Consider the following 18731-nt stretch of genomic DNA (forward strand, 5'->3'; position numbering starts at 1 on the left):
CCTTATTCTTCGTCGCCAAACCAGCAAATCTGTCTGGCAGCCATAATTAGTTCGCCGGCTTTTTCGTCCGACAATTCTTCAATATCTTCTAGCTCATCAATCCCTTGTTCTGCGAGATCTTCAAGGGTCACAATCCCCTTACTTGCCATAACAAATGCCAAGTGGCGCTCCATTCCCTCGAGAGCGAGTAATTCTTCGCTAGGCTCAGCATTATCCAAAGACTCTTCTTTCGCTAAAGCTTCGGTCACCAATGCCGCCTTGGCTCGTTCACGCAAGGCATTAACTGTGTCTTCATCAAGACCATCAATACTTAACAGCTCATTCACTGGTACGTAAGCGATCTCTTCTAAAGTGGTAAAACCTTCATCAGCCAGTACCGTTGAAAACTCTTCATCAATATCAAGGTATTGAATAAAAGTATCGATGGCTTTTTGTGCTTCCGCTTGATGCTTGTTATTTGCCTCTTCAACTGTCATTACGTTCAGTTCCCAGCCAGTAAGCTGTGAAGCCAAACGAACATTCTGACCGTTGCGGCCAATTGCTTGAGCTAGATTATCTTGTTCAACGGCGATATCCATAGAATGGCTATCTTCGTCGACAATGATAGAAGCAACTTCCGCTGGAGCCATTGCGTTAATCGCAAACTGTGCGGCGTTGTCATCCCATAATACAATATCAACACGCTCATTATCCAACTCACCCGAGACGGCTTGAACACGTGCACCACGCATACCAACACAAGCACCCACAGGGTCAATGCGTCGGTCATTACTCTTCACCGCAATTTTTGCACGAGAACCAGGATCACGAGCAGCCGCGACGAGATCGATCATCTCTTCAGCGATTTCTGGAACTTCAATGCGGAATAACTCAATCAACATTTCCGGACGAGTACGGCTCATAAATAACTGAGCACCGCGAGCTTCCGGCTTCACTTCGTATAGCAAACCGCGTACTCGGTCACCGGGGCGAAACGCTTCACGCGGTAGCGATTCTTCGCGATGGATAACCGCTTCTGCATTGTTGCCTAAATCAACAATGATATTTTCGCGGCTTACTTTTTTAACAATACCGGTTACTAATTCATTCACTTGATCAAAGTACTGTTCGACCACTTGAGCACGTTCTGCTTCACGTACTTTTTGAACAATAACTTGCTTAGCTGTTTGCGTGGTAATCCGGTCAAATACAACCGACTCAATTTGTTCCTCAACGTAATCACCAAGTTCGATGCTAGGCTCTTCATATTGAGCCGCATCTAGGGTGATTTCACGATATGGATTTTCAATGGCTTCTTGATTTTCTACCACTCGCCAGCGACGGAACGTTTCAAAACTACCGTCTTTTCGGTCAATATCGACACGAACTTCGATATCACCTTCGTATTTTTTCTTGGTTGCTGTAGCTAAAGCCACTTCCATAGCTTCAAAAATCTTCTCGCGCGGCAATGCTTTTTCATTCGATACCGCGTCAACAACCAACAAGACTTCTTTGTTCATTCCTCACCCTCTTCAATCAAATTGGGGAACTAGATGCGCTTTTTGCACGTTGCCTAGCGCTATCCGATGTTGTTCTGATGCAACTGCGAGCACGACGGTGTCGTCTTCAACAGCAATGATTTCGCCCTGCCATTTTCGACGGTTACTCACTGGCATACGTAATTGAATAAATACAATTTCGCCAATAAAACGTTGATAATGCTCTGCTTTAAACAGAGGACGCTCTAAACCAGGAGATGACACCTCAAGGTTATATTCTGTACTAATTGGATCTTCTACATCCAATATGGCGCTAGCTTGTCGACTAACATCCGCGCAATTGTCTACATTAATCCCATCTTCATGATCGATGAAAAGACGAACAATAGAATGCTTGCCAGCACTTACGTATTCGATGCCTAACAACTCAAACCCTAGCGCTTCAACCGCTGGTGTAAGCATGTCAGTGAGTCTTTGTTCTACAGTTGCCAAGGTTTCCCTCCAGAAACAAAAAAAGGGCGTAATAGCCCAGTTCTAGCACCTAAGGTGCGGCGAAAAAATAACAAAAAGCCCCGATGAAGCGGGGCTTTTAAATTTCTGAGCCTTTAAAAACTATTCACACCAGGTGTTGAATAGTTGGTTGCGGGAGCCGGATTTGAACCGACGACCTTCGGGTTATGAGCCCGACGAGCTACCAGACTGCTCCATCCCGCGTCCGAATTGCCGAAGATTATACCAATCACTCGTCAAGGATGCAAAAATAACTATTGGTGCCGAGAGCGGGACTTGAACCCGCACGTCCATAGGACACTACCCCCTCAAGGTAGCGTGTCTACCAATTCCACCACCTCGGCAGTTTAAACTAGTTTGGAACGTCACTACCTGGTGTAGCCGGCAATGCTGGTACATCACCTTCAGGTACTACTTGCTCAGCAACTGGCTGAGACAAATCGCTCCACTCATCAACTTGTTTACTTTGTTTGGCTGAAAGGTTGCCTAACGCCAAGCTGATAAGAATAAATAACATTGCACAAATAGCGGTTGAACGAGTTAGGAAGTTACCTGAACCAGAAGAACCAAATACTGTGTTAGATGCACCGGAACCAAAAGATGCACCCATATCAGCGCCTTTGCCTTGTTGGATCAATACGAGACCAATCAACGACAATGCCACTAACAAATAAACTACTAATAAAATTTCGTACATTCTCTTTCACCTAAGTGTGGGTCGGTCATTATTCCGACCGTCAATTAGTGAAACACAAGTCACCAAAGCGGGCGAGATATTAGCGAACCTATGCGTTTAATACAAGCAACAACTTAAAAAAAGTCACATTCTTCGTTCAACCGTTTAAATATCGTGCACTTCAAACAAATATTAAGCACATGCGGCGCGCACGGCTTCGGCAATATCATTGGCACATTGTTCAACCAGAGCTGAATCAGCCCCTTCGACCATCACTCTTAATAACGGCTCGGTTCCAGACTTGCGCAATAAAACTCGACCACTATCGGCCAATTGTTGTTCAGCTTTCGCCTGCGCTAATTTAACCAGTTCACTATTTAAGGGATCCGACTCGCCTTTAAAACGAACATTCACCAATAACTGAGGATAAAGAGTGAGCTCAGCCAACAAACCACGTAGGCTTTGCTTTTGAGCCAACATCGCCGCTAATACTTGTAAGGCGGCAACAATACCATCACCGGTGGTGGTATGTCCTAAACAAATAATATGTCCTGAGTTTTCTCCACCGAAAGACCAACCTTTCTCTGAGAGCTGCTCCATGACATAGCGGTCACCAACTTTGGCTCGACTAAACGGAATATCCATGCCCAAAAAGGCTTGCTCAAGCGCCAAATTACTCATCAGAGTCCCCACAACACCACCGCTTAGGCGCTGACCTAACTGGGCATCTTTGGCTAAAATATAAAGGATCTCATCACCATCAACTTCGACACCATATTGGTCAATCATCATGACGCGGTCACCATCACCATCGAGGGCAATTCCTAAATCTGCTTGATGCTCTAATACTTGCTCCGCCAATAAACGGGTATCGGTCGCACCACACTTGTCATTGATGTTTAATCCATTGGGTTGGTTACCAATAGCGACAACCTCGGCACCCAGTTCACTGAAGACCTTCGGCGCAATGTGGTAAGTCGCACCATGCGCACAGTCAACCACAATTTTTAAGCCCGCGAGACTAAATTTGTTAGGAAACGTACTCTTGCAAAATTCGATATAACGACCAGCTGCATCTTCAATACGTCTGGCCTTCCCCAAGCTGGCTGAATCGACACAAGTCATGGGATTGTCCAACTCTGCCTCAATCGCCAGTTCAACATCGTCAGGTAACTTGGTTCCACCCGCAGAGAAAAATTTAATGCCGTTATCGTAATAAGGATTATGTGAAGCGCTAATCACAATGCCAGCTTCGGCTCTAAAGGTGCGTGTTAGATAAGCCACCGCAGGAGTGGGCATAGGCCCCACAAAACTGGCTTGAACACCGGCTGCGGATAAACCTGCTTCTAGGGCCGATTCCAACATATAACCAGAAATCCGCGTGTCTTTGCCAATTAATACTTTTCGAGTACCAGTACTCGACAATACCTTCCCTGCAGCCCAACCCAATTTTAATGCAAATTCTGGGGTAATTGGGTAATCACCCACCTTACCGCGGACACCATCCGTGCCAAAATATTTTCTTGTCATTATTTACTCATCTGTACCATAGAAAAAACCTTTAAAGCGTCAGCCGTGGCTTGCACATCATGCACACGAAAGATCTGCGCCCCTTGTTCAGCAGCCAGCATAACGCCGGCAATACTCGCAGCCAACAACTGTTCCGTCGGCCGATCCAGCAACTTACCAAACATGCTTTTACGAGACATACCGGCCAACACTGGCAGTTGCAACTGTTGACACTCGGCTAAGCGCGCTAACAGTTGATAATTATGCTGTACGCTCTTACCAAAACCAAAGCCAGGATCAACAATTATATTAGAACGAACGATTCCTACTGCTACACAGTTCTCAACTCGCATTTTTAGATAATCAATCACCTCTGTAACAACATCCTTATATTCTGGATTCGCCTGCATGGTTCTTGGTTGCCCTTGCATATGCATTAAGCAAACGGGTACCGCTAGCTCTGCCGCGACTTCCAATGCTTGAGGCTGACTCAGTGCACAAATGTCATTAATCATGTCAGCGCCATTTAATACCGTTTGACGCATCACTTCAGCCTTGCTGGTATCGATAGATACCAGGCATGAAAAGCGCTGTTTAATCGCCGCAACTAAGTCTACGGTGCGGGCTAATTCGTCTTCTAGGCTCACCGCTGGCGCGCCAGGGCGAGTTGATTCCCCGCCAATATCGATAATGTCGGCACCCTCAGCCAACATTTGTTCAACTCGCTGCAATGCCCGCTGCTTAGAGAGGTACTGACCACCATCTGAAAATGAATCAGGGGTAACATTAAGAATGCCCATGATAACTGGACGAGTGAATTGGTGAGGGCCAATTTGAAAGGATTGTGTCATATCATTTTACTTATAAAAAAGCCCTGTAAGTAACTTACAGGGCTAATAGCTCAATGAGCAATTACTGTGCTGGATCTTCGCCCATAGACTTAGGCTGATCTACCGAATCAGACGAGTTGTCATCTGGCTTAATATCCGCTTTAGAAGGAGTGTCTCCATCATCCCAATCCGCTGGTGGACGAGGCGTTTTACGCATCATCAAATCATCAATCTGTTTCGCATCAATCGTCTCGTATTTCATCAAGGTGTCTTTCATGGCATGCAAAATATCTATATTTTCTGCAAGCAAGGATTCAGCACGGTGATAATTACGATCAATGACCGAGCGAATTTCAAGATCAATGGCTTTCGCAGTATCGTCGGACATATGCTTGGTTTTCGCTGCAGTACGCCCTAAGAACACTTCACCTTCTTCATCAGCGTACAACAATGGCCCCATCGATTCCGACAGGCCCCACTGAGTCACCATTTTACGAGCAATTTCAGTGGCGCGTTCGATATCATTACTGGCACCTGTGGAAACTTTCTCATCACCATAAATAATCCGCTCCGCGAGGCGTCCGCCATACAAACTCGAGATCATGCTCTCAAGATGCTGTTTACTATGGCTCACCCGATCCTGCTCAGGCAGGTACATGGTTACCCCCAGTGCGCGGCCACGTGGTATAATACTCACCTTATAAACTGGATCATGCTCTGGCACCAAGCGGCCAACAATCGCATGACCCGCTTCGTGATAGGCTGTCATTTCTTTTTCGCTTTCAGTCATCACCATTGACTTGCGCTCAGCACCCATCATGATTTTGTCTTTGGCTTTTTCAAACTCTTCCATGGCGACCACTCGCTTACTACCACGAGCAGCGAATAATGCGGCTTCATTGACCAGGTTAGCCAAATCGGCACCAGAAAAACCAGGCGTTCCACGAGCAATGACACTTGGATCGACGCCATCGCCTAAAGGCACTTTACGCATATGGACTTTAAGGATCTGCTCACGACCGCGAATATCTGGTAAACCAACAGTGACCTGACGGTCAAATCGACCAGGACGTAACAAAGCGGGGTCAAGTACATCGGGGCGGTTGGTTGCCGCAATCACAATAATCCCTTCGTTACCTTCAAAACCATCCATTTCGACTAACATTTGGTTTAAAGTCTGTTCACGCTCATCATGTCCGCCGCCGAGACCAGCTCCACGCTGGCGACCAACTGCATCGATTTCATCGATGAAAATAATACAGGGCGCTGACTTTTTAGCTTGTTCAAACATGTCTCGTACCCGTGAGGCACCCACACCAACAAACATTTCAACGAAGTCTGAACCAGAAATGGTAAAGAAAGGTACTTTTGCTTCACCAGCAATCGCTTTGGCGAGTAGCGTTTTACCTGTACCAGGAGGACCTACCATCAAAATACCAGTGGGAATTTTTCCGCCCAGTTTTTGGAATTTAGTTGGGTCACGCAAGTAATCGACTAACTCAGCAACTTCTTCTTTTGCTTCATCACAACCAGCTACGTCAGCAAAATTAGTCTTAATTTGATCTTCGCTCATCAAGCGTGCTTTGCTTTTACCAAAAGACATTGCCCCTTTACCACCGCCGCCTTGCATTTGACGCATGAAGAATATCCATACCCCAATAAGCAGTAACATAGGGAACCACGAGATGAAGATCTGCGCCAACATGCCTTGCTCTTCTGGCTGCTCGCCCAACACTTTCACATTATGATTAATCAAATCATTTAGTAAGTCTTTGTCGTGTAAAGGAATAATGGTGGTAAACTGCTCGCCAGTACGCTTAGTACCTTTAATATCTTGCCCACTAATTCTCACTTCACGGATCTGCTCTTGATTCACATCCTTAACAAAGGTTGAGTAATCCATTTGCCGACCATTGTTTGAATCAGGACTAAAGCTTTGAAATACGGACATCAATACAACCGCAATCACTAGCCACAGAATCAGATTTTTTGCCATGTCACTCAAGACGAAAACCTCATCGGTTATTTAAATACGAATTATTACCTAGCGTACTATAGTTTAAAGCCACTAGCTACTATATAGACCTCTCTAGAGCGAGCCCTAGAGGAATCTGGTTTGCGCGTTTTTACACTACTGAACATAGAACGCACATCTTGCAGATATCGATCAAAGCCTTCACCTTGAAACACCTTCACCACAAAGCAGCCTTTGGGGGCTAATACTTCCCGGCACATCTCTAAAGCTAACTCAACCAGATACATCGCTCGTGATTGGTCAACATTACTATTACCACTCATATTCGGTGCCATATCAGAAAGCACCACATCTACTTTCTTCTCACCGACTCGTTCGAGCAGAGCATTTAACACGTCTTCTTCACGAAAATCTCCGCATAAGAAATCAACGCCAGCAATCGGGTCCATTGGTAAGATATCGCAAGCAATTACATGCCCATTCAAGCCCAGTTGCTCAACACAATATTGCGACCAACCGCCAGGAGCGGCACCTAAATCAACCACCGTCATACCAGGTTTTAATAACTTATCTTTATTTTGGATCTCTTCTATCTTAAACACTGCGCGAGAACGCAGCCCAAGTTTCTGAGCTTTTTGAACATAATGATCATCAAAATGTTCGGTTAACCAGCGTTTGGAGCTCGCCGTATGTTTTTTATTGGTCACAGATAGTTTCCACTATAGTTACAAAACCACACCGTATAGTGATTATAAAATAGTATTCATCCATAGATGGCGCTAGAATGTGCCTTTTTCAACCCCGAGTAAGCAGAAAGTTTCATGCGACTGACTAACAAACAAAAACAGCACCTAAAATCCTTGGCTCATAACCTTAAGCCAGTTGTGATGCTTGGGTCGAATGGACTCACCGAAGGAATTCTAGCAGAAATTGATATCGCCTTGGCGCATCACGAGCTGATTAAGGTGAAAATTGCAACCGACGACAGAGAAATGAAACAATTAATTGCCGATACCATCGTCAGCAAGGCGGAAGCGGTCAAGGTCCAAGTGATTGGTCACATTTTAATTCTTTACCGCCCGAGTGAAGCGCAAAAAATAGAATTACCTAAGAAATAAAAAAAGCGGCAATAGCCGCTTTTTTATACTGCAAATTTCAGTACTTGAGAAAACGCTGAGCTTGGATGCTGGCTAGCACCCTATTTTGCATGAAATTAACCAACTCTGATGGCGGTTACTGCAGCAAGTCATCAATGATGCGAGAAACAACGCGTTAGTTTAAGAGCAACACCCAGCTTTTTTCGCGGGTATGCTCCCATCGATTGCCAACTAAAACACCTCTTTGCCCAGACTCGACGAGCAGCCGTTTTACCGATAAATTTCGAGCGATTACCGAGTATATAAAGGCTCATGGCGCTGAGCAATTCTCTCTATATGCCTTAGCCAACGAAGCGAAATCGTCAACGAGTATCACCACCTGATACAACAAACGCTCGCATTTATTTAACCTGCGGCAACAAACTCAGCCAAACTAAAATCTTTCACCAGCACACAATCCATTTTCGCATTTTGTGCGGCCTGTAAGCCAAAAGGAGTATCTTCAAACACCAAACAGCGTTTGGCAGGCACATTCAACCGCCTTGCGGCTTCAAGAAAGGTATCAGGTTCGGGTTTATGCGCATTCACATCATCGGCACTGACCAAAGCCGAAAAATGTCCAGTTAAATTTAAATTATCCATAATACGCTGCATATTAACTCGCTCGGCTCCTGTTCCCAATGCAAAGCGCTTATGCCCTTTAAAACGATCCAAGAGTTGGCAAGTCACTTCTATCTTATTTACCTGTTCCCAGTGGCCTTCAAAGCAGGCTCGCTTATCCATCAATAACTGCTGAGCATCGAGTGTGAGCTGAAAATGCTGCTGATATTGTTGGGCAATTTTTAAGGTCGGCATACCGCCTCGTTGGCCGATAAAGTCGATATATGCGGGTAAATTTTGCTTTGCCAAGGCCTGTTCCCAAGCCGCTAAATGCGCAGGCATCGAATCAACTAAAGTCCCATCCATATCAAAAATTAAAGCATCGTATTTCGAGTAATCAATATCTAACACTGCGCATCTCCAACAAAAAACGCAGCAAATTGCTGCGTTTAAGTGAATCAAATAACTAGGTTATTTATATTCAACATTAACAATTTCGTATTCAACTTCACCGCCAGGGGTAATCACATTGACACAGTCATCCATTTCTTTACCGATCAACGCTCTGGCAATTGGTGAATTAACTGAAATAAGATTCTTTTTAAAATCAGCCTCATCATCACCCACAATACCATAGGTAACTTCTTTATCGGTCTCAACATTTAACAAGGTGACCGTGGCACCAAAAATCACTTTACCAGCATTCACTATCTTCGTAACGTCAATCACCTGAACATTACTCAACTTGCCTTCAATATCTTGAATTCGGCCTTCACAAAAACCTTGCTGCTCGCGAGCCGCATGATATTCAGCATTTTCTTTTAAATCACCATGCTCACGAGCAGTGGCAATATCTTCAATAATTCTAGGGCGAACAACCGTTTTCAGATGTTCTAACTCTTCACGTAATTGCGTCGCTCCGCGCACCGTCATTGGAACAGGTTTCATATTCACTAACTCAATCAAACAAGAAAAACAGAAAAAAATTGGCTGTCGATGACAGCCAATTTACTTTTATTTATAGGTGCAGTGTAACGCGATTTTAAGCTGCGGTGAAGTGATTCACCGCCAAAGTCATCGCGATTACTAATGATTACACTATACGTTTATGCAAATCTTGGAGGGAAGTCACAGTACCACGGTCATCGGCATTATGTGCTAAACAAGTTGCAAAGGCCCCGTTTAAGGTAGTGGTATAGTTTATTTTTTGCACCAAAGCAGCCCGCCGCAATTGACGAGAATCTTCGATAGATTGACGCCCTTCAGTGGTATTGATGACATAACTGTACTCACCATTTTTTAAACGGTCCAAAATGTGTGGCCGACCTTCGTGTACCTTATTCACCAAACGAGGATTAATACCCGCTTCGCCAAGCGCCACAGCTGTACCGTGAGTAGCATCGAGTTGATAACCCAACTCGACCAGCTTAGCCGCAAGCTCTGCCACACGCTTCTTATCGGAATTACGCACCGACAACAACACACGACCACTCTTCGGTCCGTCATTGCCAATCCCTAGCTCAGCTTTAGCGTAGGCTTCAGCGAAAGTATCACCTACCCCCATCACTTCACCCGTAGAACGCATTTCAGGGCCTAAGATAGGGTCAACACCGTGGAATTTGTTAAACGGCAATACCACTTCTTTAACAGAATAAAAAGGTGGGATCACTTCTCTAGTAATGCCCTGCTCAGCTAAGGATTTACCAGCCATAACCCGAGCAGCCACTTTAGCAATTGGAACCCCAGTTGCCTTAGAAACAAATGGCACGGTGCGCGCAGCACGAGGGTTGACTTCGATTAAGTAAATTTCGTCATCTTTCACTGCAAACTGGGTATTCATTAAGCCAATCACACCCAGCTCTAAAGCTAAGGCTTTCACCTGTTCACGCATTCGGTCTTGAATTTGTGGGCTTAAGGTATAAGCAGGCAATGAACAGGCAGAATCACCCGAGTGAACTCCCGCTTGCTCAATGTGCTCCATAATGCCGCCAATCACCACATCTTTACCGTCACAAATGGCATCAATATCGATTTCAATGGCATCATTTAGGAAGCTATCAAGCAGTACCGGCGAGTCATTCGATACACTAACCGCTTCTTTGAAGTAGCGACGTAAATCGATTTCGTCATAAACAATTTCCATGGCTCGTCCGCCTAACACATAAGAAGGACGTACCACTAAGGGGTAACCAATACGCTCTGCAGAAATAAGGGCATCTTCCGTCGTGGTTACCGTATCATTCTCAGGCTGTTTCAGCTTCAAACGATCGACAGCTAGTTGGAAACGCTCACGATCTTCGGCGCGGTCAATCGCGTCAGGCGAAGTACCAATAATCGGCACGCCAGCCGCTTCTAGCTCACGTGCGAGCTTAAGCGGCGTTTGGCCACCATACTGCACAATCACCCCAGTTGGCTGCTCAACACGAACAATTTCCAGTACGTCTTCTAAGGTGACCGGCTCAAAGTACAAGCGGTCAGAAGTATCATAATCGGTCGATACCGTTTCTGGGTTACAGTTCACCATAATGGTTTCGTAACCATCTTCTCGCATCGCAAGCGCTGCATGAACACAACAGTAGTCGAATTCAATACCTTGACCAATACGGTTAGGACCGCCACCTAAAACCATGATTTTTTTATTGTTCGTAGGATTGGCTTCACATTCTTCATCATAAGTTGAATACATGTACGCAGTATCAGTAGCAAATTCTGCGGCACAAGTATCAACCCGTTTGTAAACCGGTAGCACTTCTAAACGGTGACGTAGTTTACGAATTTCTTTCTCAGACACCCCAGTAAGCTTTGCCAAACGCGCATCGGCAAAGCCCTTGCGTTTGAGTTTGCGCATCGTCGCCTCATCTAGGCTAGCAACGCCTGCTTTGGCAACTTGATTTTCCAGCAGTATAATGTCTTCAATTTGTACCAAGAACCAACGGTCAATATTGGTCAGGCCAAAGATATCTTCAACGCTCATTCCGGCACGGAATGCGTCTGCGATATACCAGATACGGTCACAGCCTACGTTTTGCAATTCGTGACGAATAGTTTCCATGGCATCAGGCGCATTTAAATCAACAATCGGGTCAAAACCATCCACCCCAACTTCTAGGCCGCGTAGCGCTTTTTGCAGTGACTCTTGTTGGTTACGACCAATCGCCATCACCTCACCCACCGACTTCATTTGGGTGGTTAAGCGGTCGTTAGCACCAGCAAACTTCTCAAAGTTAAAGCGAGGGATTTTAGTGACTACATAGTCAATGGAAGGCTCAAACGACGCAGGTGTCTGACCACCGGTAATATCGTTTTGCAGCTCATCAAGGGTAAAGCCGATGGCTAACTTAGCTGCAATTTTTGCGATGGGGAAACCAGTTGCTTTAGACGCGAGTGCAGATGAGCGCGATACCCGCGGGTTCATCTCAATAATCACCATACGGCCAGTGTTTGGACAAATCCCAAACTGAACGTTAGATCCACCCGTTTCTACGCCAATTTCGCGTAAAACCGCTAACGAGGCATTACGCATCAATTGGTATTCTTTGTCAGAAAGCGTTTGTGCAGGAGCAACCGTGATTGAGTCACCGGTGTGTACGCCCATTGGGTCGAAGTTTTCAATAGCACAGACAATGATACAGTTGTCGTTTTTATCACGAACCACTTCCATCTCGTACTCTTTCCAACCAATTAAACTTTCGTCAATCAATAACTCACTGGTTGGAGAAAGGTCTAAGCCTCGAGTACAAATTTCATCGAATTCTTCTTTGTTATAAGCGATACCGCCACCGGTACCCCCCATGGTGAAAGAGGGTCGAATAATACAAGGGAAGCCGACTTCGTCTAAGACCTTGTAAGCCTCTTCCATAGAATGAGCAATACCAGCATTTGGACAAGCTAAACCAATACTTTTCATAGCCTTGTCGAAACGGCTGCGATCTTCTGCTTTATCAATCGCGTCCGCTGTAGCACCAATCATTTCAACATTGTATTTTTCGAGTACGCCTTTGCTCTCAAGCTCTAGCGCACAGTTCAATGCGGTTTGACCACCCATCGTCGGCAGAACTGCATCCGGACGTTCTTTGGCGATAATTCGTTCTACAACTTCCCAATGAATCGGTTCGATGTAGGTGGCATCAGCCATCTCCGGGTCAGTCATAATGGTCGCGGGGTTAGAGTTAACCAAAATGACTCGGTAACCCTCTTCACGCAAGGCCTTACAAGCCTGGGCACCAGAGTAGTCAAACTCACAGGCCTGACCGATAACAATCGGGCCTGCGCCCAATATCAAAATGCTTTTTATATCATTACGTTTTGGCATAAGTTCTGCTGCTCTCTACCTACGCTTGGCCGTTAAGGCGCTGCTCAATTAATTCAATGAAATGGTCAAACAATGGCGCTGCATCATGCGGACCAGGGCTCGCTTCAGGATGACCCTGAAAACTAAACGCAGGCTTATCGGTGCGATGAATCCCCTGTAAGCTTTGGTCAAACAGTGAGAAGTGGGTCATTGTTAGCGTATCTGGCAAGGTTTTTTCGTCAACGGCAAAACCGTGGTTTTGTGCGGTAATCATGACTCGATTCTGCTCAATGTCTTTCACCGGATGGTTCCCACCATGATGACCAAATTTCATCTTCACGGTTTTAGCGCCACTGGCTAAAGCAAGAATTTGATGACCTAAACAGATCCCAAATACGGGGATATCTGTTTCGAGGAAGCGTTGAACCGCCGCAATGGCATAATCACATGGCTCTGGATCACCGGGGCCGTTTGATAAGAAGATGCCATCGGGATTCAGTGCTAAAACCTCTGCTGCAGAAGTTTGCGCTGGCACCACCGTAAGCCGACAACCCCGATCTACTAACATACGTAAGATATTACGCTTCACGCCAAAGTCGTAAGCAACCACATGAAATTTACTATCTTCACTGTCTGCCGGTAAGCCATTGACTAAGTCCCAACTGCCTTGCGCCCAGGAATAAGACTCCAAAGTTGTTACTTCTTTAGCCAAATCCATGCCCTTTAGACCCGGGAAAGCTTTCGCGTCCGCTAGAGCTTTTGCTTGGTCCAGATCTTCCCCAGCCACAATACAACCCGCCTGAGCACCTTTCTCTCGTAAAATACGGGTTAACTTACGGGTATCAATGTCAGCGATCCCCACCACATTACGAGACTCTAAATATTCACTCAAACTTTGCTGGCTGCGGAAATTGCTCGCTAACAAAGGTAAATCACGAATCACTAAACCACAGGCATGAATACTCGAAGACTCTTCATCTTCAGGTGTTGTTCCGTAGTTTCCAATATGGGGGTAAGTGAGGGTGACTATTTGGCGAGCGTATGAAGGGTCAGTTAAAATTTCTTGATATCCGGTCATCGAAGTATTAAAAACAACTTCTCCAACGGCACTTCCATTGGCTCCGATTGCAGTACCACGGAACACGGTACCGTCTTCTAATACCAGCAGCGCTGATTTGCTCAAGGCAACCTCCTAACAAAGAATTGTCGATACGACAAAGTTGAACTAAAGCCTAACTTTAGCCCAACACAATAAAAATTTGGCAAATTCCGCGGATTATAGAAGAGATAAGGCAAGAGATCTATTGTTTTTTATACAAACTTATGAAAATAAGTTATTTAGCTGAAAATACGACTTTAATAGCGATAAATACAATTTTTCCACTTCAATTGAAAACTTAAACTGATAAAAACAACAATATAAGAATGCTAATTATCCACATAAATATTCTAACAACTTTTACTAAACAGAAAGCGGATTTTCACTTATAACGTTCTGACACAAGCTTATCAATTCAGTCTTGGGCCTGTACTTCATTCATCAAATAACAATTAATGTAATAACTATGTAAACCAACTGAAATTTATTGCGCATAAAAAAGCCGACCTTAAGGGTCGGCAATTAATCAGTTTAAGAAATTTTGTTATTGGCTCACAGTTAACACTGGTGCATCCGCATTAGCGGTATTAAGTGTGAAAGTATAACTCCCCGCTTCCGTAACCGAGAACTTCATATTGGCACTTGCGCTACCGCCATCTAAAGTCACTGGTGAGTCTAGAGCGACGCTAGTATCTGCCCCAAAATTAACAGCTGCGGTCCACGCTGCATCTGCAATCTTCATCTCGTAATCTCCAACCGTAAGGTCCAAGGTCAAACGATAAGTATTAGTAGCAGTGTAAGCAAATTTGGCACTTGAATCCTCTGCAGGCGTATCCCAAGTGGTAATGGTTCCGCGCAAGAAAATATCGGAGCTATAAGTTGGAGTTAAGCTTTGCTCAGATTTTGTTACTGAAACAATCGCTTTATCATCCTCACTGTCAGTTTGTACATATTTCGCATCTAAAGTGAACTTATACAGACCGTCTTCGCTTACTGGCAATTTACAGTTTTCCGCATCACCTAAACTAATTGAAGTTTCGGCCTGAGTCGCCCAATCACAGCCAATATTTGGGCTCGACCAAGATGAATCAGCAAACTTAAACTCATAACCATCATTGGCATTCAAACTAACCGTCAACTCATAGATGCCATCCCCTTTAAAGGTCATGGCATAGTCATCGTTATCGGCCCAGTCATTCATACTACCTTTCACATAAACGGTCTGGTTAAATGGCGGTATTGTGGTTAAGTCTTTATTACTGGTATTCACTGGTAAACCGGCACCTTGCGCGCCATCTTGCGGTTGTACAAATACCGCGGTGGTGCGTGCTGGCACAGTAAAGCTTGCGTTAGCGAAACTTGCGCCTTGCACAACATCATCAGCAGAATTTTTCTGAACGGGGTGTAACTCAAAACCGCTAGCACCCGCTATTTCAAAGCTTTGCTCCTCATCTGTAGCATTCAGTACCACAACAATCGCATCATTGTTTGCATCCAAGTCAGGGCCAGCACTCGTGCCATCATCAATCGACATCACGATCAGGCCTTGCACCTGTTCTTTACCAACGTTGCGGAAATCAACCCTCGCTTTAACCGCATCCGCATCTTTCAATCTAAATAGTTCACTCCCTGAGCGTATTTTTAATAACTCAAGAAACTGCTCTTTAGTTAATGCGATATCAGCAGGCTTAACTTGCGTCGTCTGGTCGGCGATAATCTTCTTGATTAAGTCCCAGTTTGCCTCATCTTTATCGGCTCTCGGTAGGCCTACATTCCAGTTATTGCTTTGACCTGAGAAGTCGACTCGGTTAAACCAATCACCCGAATCATAACTATCTCGTTGCATCGACTTAGAACGCAGTAATTCAGATCCCATGTGAATAAATGGGATCCCTTGACCTAACATCACCGTCGATAAACTTACCGTTTGCATCCGGGCACGATCCGCGGGGGAAGTTCCAGTGGTCGCTTTATAGGCATTGTTATCCCAAAGCGTTTGGTTATCGTGCTTAGAAACATAGGAGATATTTTCCGAAGGACTCAGTGTATAACCCGCTTTTGCGCCGTTATAATCGACATCTTCACCGCGCTTGGTATTCCCCTCTGCATCCAACAACACAAATTTCTGTAAGTTGCCAGCCATTCCCAAACGAATTAAGTCTTGATTGTGGAGTGCATCAGCACGGAAGCTATCCGCATCGGAATTGAGATCGTTCAGCGTGTCCGCATTACCAAAGCCTTGAGTTTTACGAATGCCATCACCACTATCAAATGGACTCCCTCCACGTACCGCGTCGCGTAAACGATCGGAGAAGGTACCAATACCAGTGCCGGCCATATTCCATTGGGTTGATTGCTCGAAACGAGCGTTATTAGAGACTTCACCGAAGTCCCAGCCTTCCCCATAGAAATAAGTATCATCATCCACTTTTCTAACTGCAGCCAAAGAATCAACCATTAAATCTTTCGGCTGATGCCCCATCAAATCAAAACGGAAACCATCAATTTTATACTCTTTAGCCCAAGTCACTAATGAGTCGGTCATGAGTTTACCCATCATCAGATTTTCGGTAGCAGTGTTGTCACAACAGGTTGAGGTTTCCACATCGCCAGTATTAGGGTTTCGACGATGATAGTATCCGGGGACAATTTTATCGAGTACCGACTTATCCTCTACTCCCGAAGCATTGGTATGGTTATACACTACATCCATAACAACCTGCAGTCCCATATCGTGAGTAGCCTTCACCATTTCTCGGAACTCTTTGATCCGAGTCGTGCCTTCTGCATCTGTTGCGTAACTACCTTCAGGCACGGTGTAATGATAAGGGTCATAACCCCAGTTAAAACTATCTAAAGCACGTAAATCCCCCATCAGTGCTTGTGCGTCACCCGTGGTTGGGTCGTAAGAATCTAATAGATCTTCAATAACTTTGCCTTTATCGGCAGTCTCACAAACTTGAGCACTGGGTTTTAAGTCACATAGCTTAGCCACAGTATCGGTGATGTTCACCACCTTATCGGGGTCTTCATCTACTGTTGCAATATCAAAGGCAGGCATAATATGTAAGGTGGTTAATCCAGCTTGTTGCAACTCTTTAAGATGAACTACCGAATCCCGTTCAGCTTCCGTCAAAGCTAAGTACTTACCATTGTATGCCTTGGTACCAAGACTATCACTGGCGCTAAAATCACGCAGATGAGATTCATAGAGTACATGGTCAATATCTTTGGCTAGCTTGGGTACTTCATCACTGTCCCAACCCGTAGGTTTTAAATCCGTAGACTCTAAATCAACCACTTGAGAATAAGCGGAATTAGCCGACAAACTTAAGGAGTAAGGGTCGGTCACCATACGCGTTTCAATGTTACTGGTTGTAGGATGATAAACCGTCACTTCATAGCGATAGTATTTACCAACGACGTCCGATTGCTGAGCCGACCACACGCCGTTTGCAGCTTGAGTCATCACAACAGGCTGACCAAAAGCCTTCAGTTGGTCGTCATACAGATACAGTTTTAGATTTTGCGCCGTAGGTGCCCACACCTTAAAGGTCACACCATCATCGCTCACAATAGCACCGAGCTCTTCCGACAGAGCACCTTTGTCACCCTGTACAAACACAGCGTCAATCACCCCCGCTTTTTGCACTTGAGTGGCTGCGGTCGCTTTCCCTTCGGCATTTTTTGCCACCACCACAATTTGGCTCTTCAAAATAGTTTTAAGCGTTGCATCATCAACGTCAATACTGGCCGCGGCTAAACTCGCTAAATGTGGAAAACGCTTTTTAACTGCATCACTCAAGGTTCCTTCACTCAAAGTAACTGCGGTACCACCGCTAACTTCTTTGGTTTCTGGATCCATTGCGATTTTATTTTCAAGATCATAGCGTAGCTCTAAAGAACTCGCGCTACCAACAGATTCCCAGGCGATGGTTTTTGCATCCACCCAGTGCGCTTTAGCACCATCAATTGCCACCGGGCGTTCGGCAATCGGCGCATAGAAAATCTCGCTACTGCCATGAAAACCGAATAAACCTTGAGACTCACCCAATTTTGTTAATTCTACTTTTGAATTTGCACTTCCAAATGCCTTGTCATCTCCATTATGCAGAATAAAATTCATACACTGATATGGGTCATTAGCATCGGGATCAACTTTTAATACATAATAGGCACCGTAAGTTTCACTAATACCCGTAGCAAGATAAGGTGAAGACCAATCCGTTCCCGCTTCGGCGACACCCATCGCTTCCAAATCAGTACTGGTACAGCCCTCACCATTCCACAAATGCAGCCCCCAACCTGCATAGGCTGATTCATTAACCTTTGCCTGTGCATCATCGCGCTTATAATAGATAACGACTTCATTTTCAGCGGCAGAGTACAGCCCATCAATCACTCCACTATTACCTGAACCACTCGATTCATCACTACTCCCACAACCCATCATTGCTACTGCCGCAATAAATGGCATGGTGAGCTTTGCTAGCTTCGTTATTTTTATGTCCATGTTAACCTTCCTTTCCTCATTGCTAATCCAATCTTCAACAACTCTGTTTAGATTTTTTTGGTTCTCGCCTTCCATTGGACGAGATGACAATAAGGTAGAATTTCAACAAAAAAAGGACTGTGACTTCAGCGTAACTTTATGTAACACAGCGTA

13 protein-coding genes and 2 tRNA genes are annotated in these 18731 nt (G+C 45.0%); 1 reads left to right on the forward strand and 14 read right to left on the reverse strand.

The window, feature by feature from the left end; genetic code table 11:
• Positions 1 to 2: 2 nt before the first annotated feature.
• The 9 genes from nusA to rlmE form a co-directional block, all read right to left on the reverse strand.
• A complete protein-coding gene (nusA, locus tag ACRRS0_RS16215; protein WP_432452179.1) occupies positions 3 to 1499 on the reverse strand; it encodes a transcription termination factor NusA in 1497 nt (498 codons plus the stop codon).
• A 12-nt stretch (positions 1500 to 1511) separates the two neighbouring features.
• Positions 1512 to 1970 carry a ribosome maturation factor RimP gene (gene rimP / locus ACRRS0_RS16220; protein ID WP_432452178.1) on the reverse strand — a complete coding sequence of 153 codons (459 nt, stop codon included), beginning with the start codon at positions 1968 to 1970 and terminating at the stop codon, positions 1512 to 1514.
• A gap of 145 nt (positions 1971 to 2115) precedes the next feature.
• A tRNA-Met gene (locus ACRRS0_RS16225) sits at positions 2116 to 2192 on the reverse strand.
• Positions 2193 to 2246: 54 nt separating this feature from the next.
• Positions 2247 to 2332 (reverse strand) — tRNA-Leu (locus ACRRS0_RS16230).
• An 8-nt stretch (positions 2333 to 2340) separates the two neighbouring features.
• Positions 2341 to 2685, reverse strand: coding sequence for a preprotein translocase subunit SecG (gene secG / locus ACRRS0_RS16235; protein ID WP_432452177.1), 345 nt, complete (start codon positions 2683 to 2685; stop codon positions 2341 to 2343).
• A gap of 171 nt (positions 2686 to 2856) precedes the next feature.
• Positions 2857 to 4194: a phosphoglucosamine mutase gene (gene glmM / locus ACRRS0_RS16240; RefSeq protein ID WP_432452176.1), complete on the reverse strand. Its 1338-nt coding sequence runs from the start codon at positions 4192 to 4194 to the stop codon at positions 2857 to 2859.
• The gene (folP, locus tag ACRRS0_RS16245) at positions 4194 to 5024 is read right to left on the reverse strand and encodes a dihydropteroate synthase (protein ID WP_432452175.1); all 831 of its coding nucleotides are present in this window, start codon (positions 5022 to 5024) and stop codon (positions 4194 to 4196) included. The genes glmM and folP overlap by 1 nt, the downstream gene beginning before the upstream one ends.
• Before the next feature lie 61 nt (positions 5025 to 5085).
• Positions 5086 to 7008 (reverse strand): ATP-dependent zinc metalloprotease FtsH, encoded by a 1923-nt coding sequence (gene ftsH, locus ACRRS0_RS16250; RefSeq protein WP_432452174.1) that lies wholly within the window; start codon positions 7006 to 7008, stop codon positions 5086 to 5088.
• Between the two features lie 47 nt (positions 7009 to 7055).
• Positions 7056 to 7685 (reverse strand): 23S rRNA (uridine(2552)-2'-O)-methyltransferase RlmE, encoded by a 630-nt coding sequence (gene rlmE, locus ACRRS0_RS16255; RefSeq protein ID WP_432452173.1) that lies wholly within the window; start codon positions 7683 to 7685, stop codon positions 7056 to 7058.
• A gap of 114 nt (positions 7686 to 7799) precedes the next feature.
• Here rlmE and yhbY point away from each other — a divergent pair, with 114 nt between their 5' ends.
• Complete coding sequence (gene yhbY, locus ACRRS0_RS16260) at positions 7800 to 8096, forward strand: ribosome assembly RNA-binding protein YhbY (protein WP_432452172.1); 297 nt, start codon at positions 7800 to 7802, stop codon at positions 8094 to 8096.
• A gap of 384 nt (positions 8097 to 8480) precedes the next feature.
• Here yhbY and ACRRS0_RS16265 read toward each other — a convergent pair whose 3' ends face one another.
• The 5 genes from ACRRS0_RS16265 to pulA all read right to left on the reverse strand — a co-directional run bounded on the left by ACRRS0_RS16265 (position 8481) and on the right by pulA (position 18578).
• Positions 8481 to 9086, reverse strand: a complete 606-nt coding sequence (locus tag ACRRS0_RS16265; protein WP_432452171.1) for an HAD family hydrolase — start codon at positions 9084 to 9086, stop codon at positions 8481 to 8483.
• A 60-nt stretch (positions 9087 to 9146) separates the two neighbouring features.
• Positions 9147 to 9623, reverse strand: coding sequence for a transcription elongation factor GreA (greA, locus tag ACRRS0_RS16270; RefSeq protein WP_432452170.1), 477 nt, complete (start codon positions 9621 to 9623; stop codon positions 9147 to 9149).
• Between the two features lie 145 nt (positions 9624 to 9768).
• Positions 9769 to 12987, reverse strand: a complete 3219-nt coding sequence (gene carB, locus ACRRS0_RS16275; protein WP_432452169.1) for a carbamoyl-phosphate synthase large subunit — start codon at positions 12985 to 12987, stop codon at positions 9769 to 9771.
• A gap of 19 nt (positions 12988 to 13006) precedes the next feature.
• Positions 13007 to 14149: a glutamine-hydrolyzing carbamoyl-phosphate synthase small subunit gene (carA, locus tag ACRRS0_RS16280; protein WP_432452168.1), complete on the reverse strand. Its 1143-nt coding sequence runs from the start codon at positions 14147 to 14149 to the stop codon at positions 13007 to 13009.
• Positions 14150 to 14609: 460 nt separating this feature from the next.
• On the reverse strand, positions 14610 to 18578 hold the full coding sequence (pulA, locus tag ACRRS0_RS16285) for a pullulanase-type alpha-1,6-glucosidase (protein WP_432452167.1): 3969 nt from the start codon (positions 18576 to 18578) through the stop codon (positions 14610 to 14612).
• Between the last annotated feature and the right edge of the window lie 153 nt (positions 18579 to 18731).

Origin of the sequence: Agarivorans sp. QJM3NY_29 (assembly GCF_050870835.2) — a bacterium.
Taxonomy (GTDB): Bacteria; Pseudomonadota; Gammaproteobacteria; order Enterobacterales; family Celerinatantimonadaceae; genus Agarivorans.

Coding starts and splice junctions, on each gene's coding strand:
- nusA (WP_432452179.1), bottom strand. CDS start 1,499: ATGAACAAAGAAGTCTTGTTGGTTGTTGACGCGGTATCGAATGAAAAA.
- secG (WP_432452177.1), bottom strand. CDS start 2,685: ATGTACGAAATTTTATTAGTAGTTTATTTGTTAGTGGCATTGTCGTTG.
- glmM (WP_432452176.1), bottom strand. CDS start 4,194: ATGACAAGAAAATATTTTGGCACGGATGGTGTCCGCGGTAAGGTGGGT.
- folP (WP_432452175.1), bottom strand. CDS start 5,024: ATGACACAATCCTTTCAAATTGGCCCTCACCAATTCACTCGTCCAGTT.
- yhbY (WP_432452172.1), top strand. CDS start 7,800: ATGCGACTGACTAACAAACAAAAACAGCACCTAAAATCCTTGGCTCAT.
- greA (WP_432452170.1), bottom strand. CDS start 9,623: ATGAAACCTGTTCCAATGACGGTGCGCGGAGCGACGCAATTACGTGAA.
- carB (WP_432452169.1), bottom strand. CDS start 12,987: ATGCCAAAACGTAATGATATAAAAAGCATTTTGATATTGGGCGCAGGC.
- pulA (WP_432452167.1), bottom strand. CDS start 18,578: ATGGACATAAAAATAACGAAGCTAGCAAAGCTCACCATGCCATTTATT.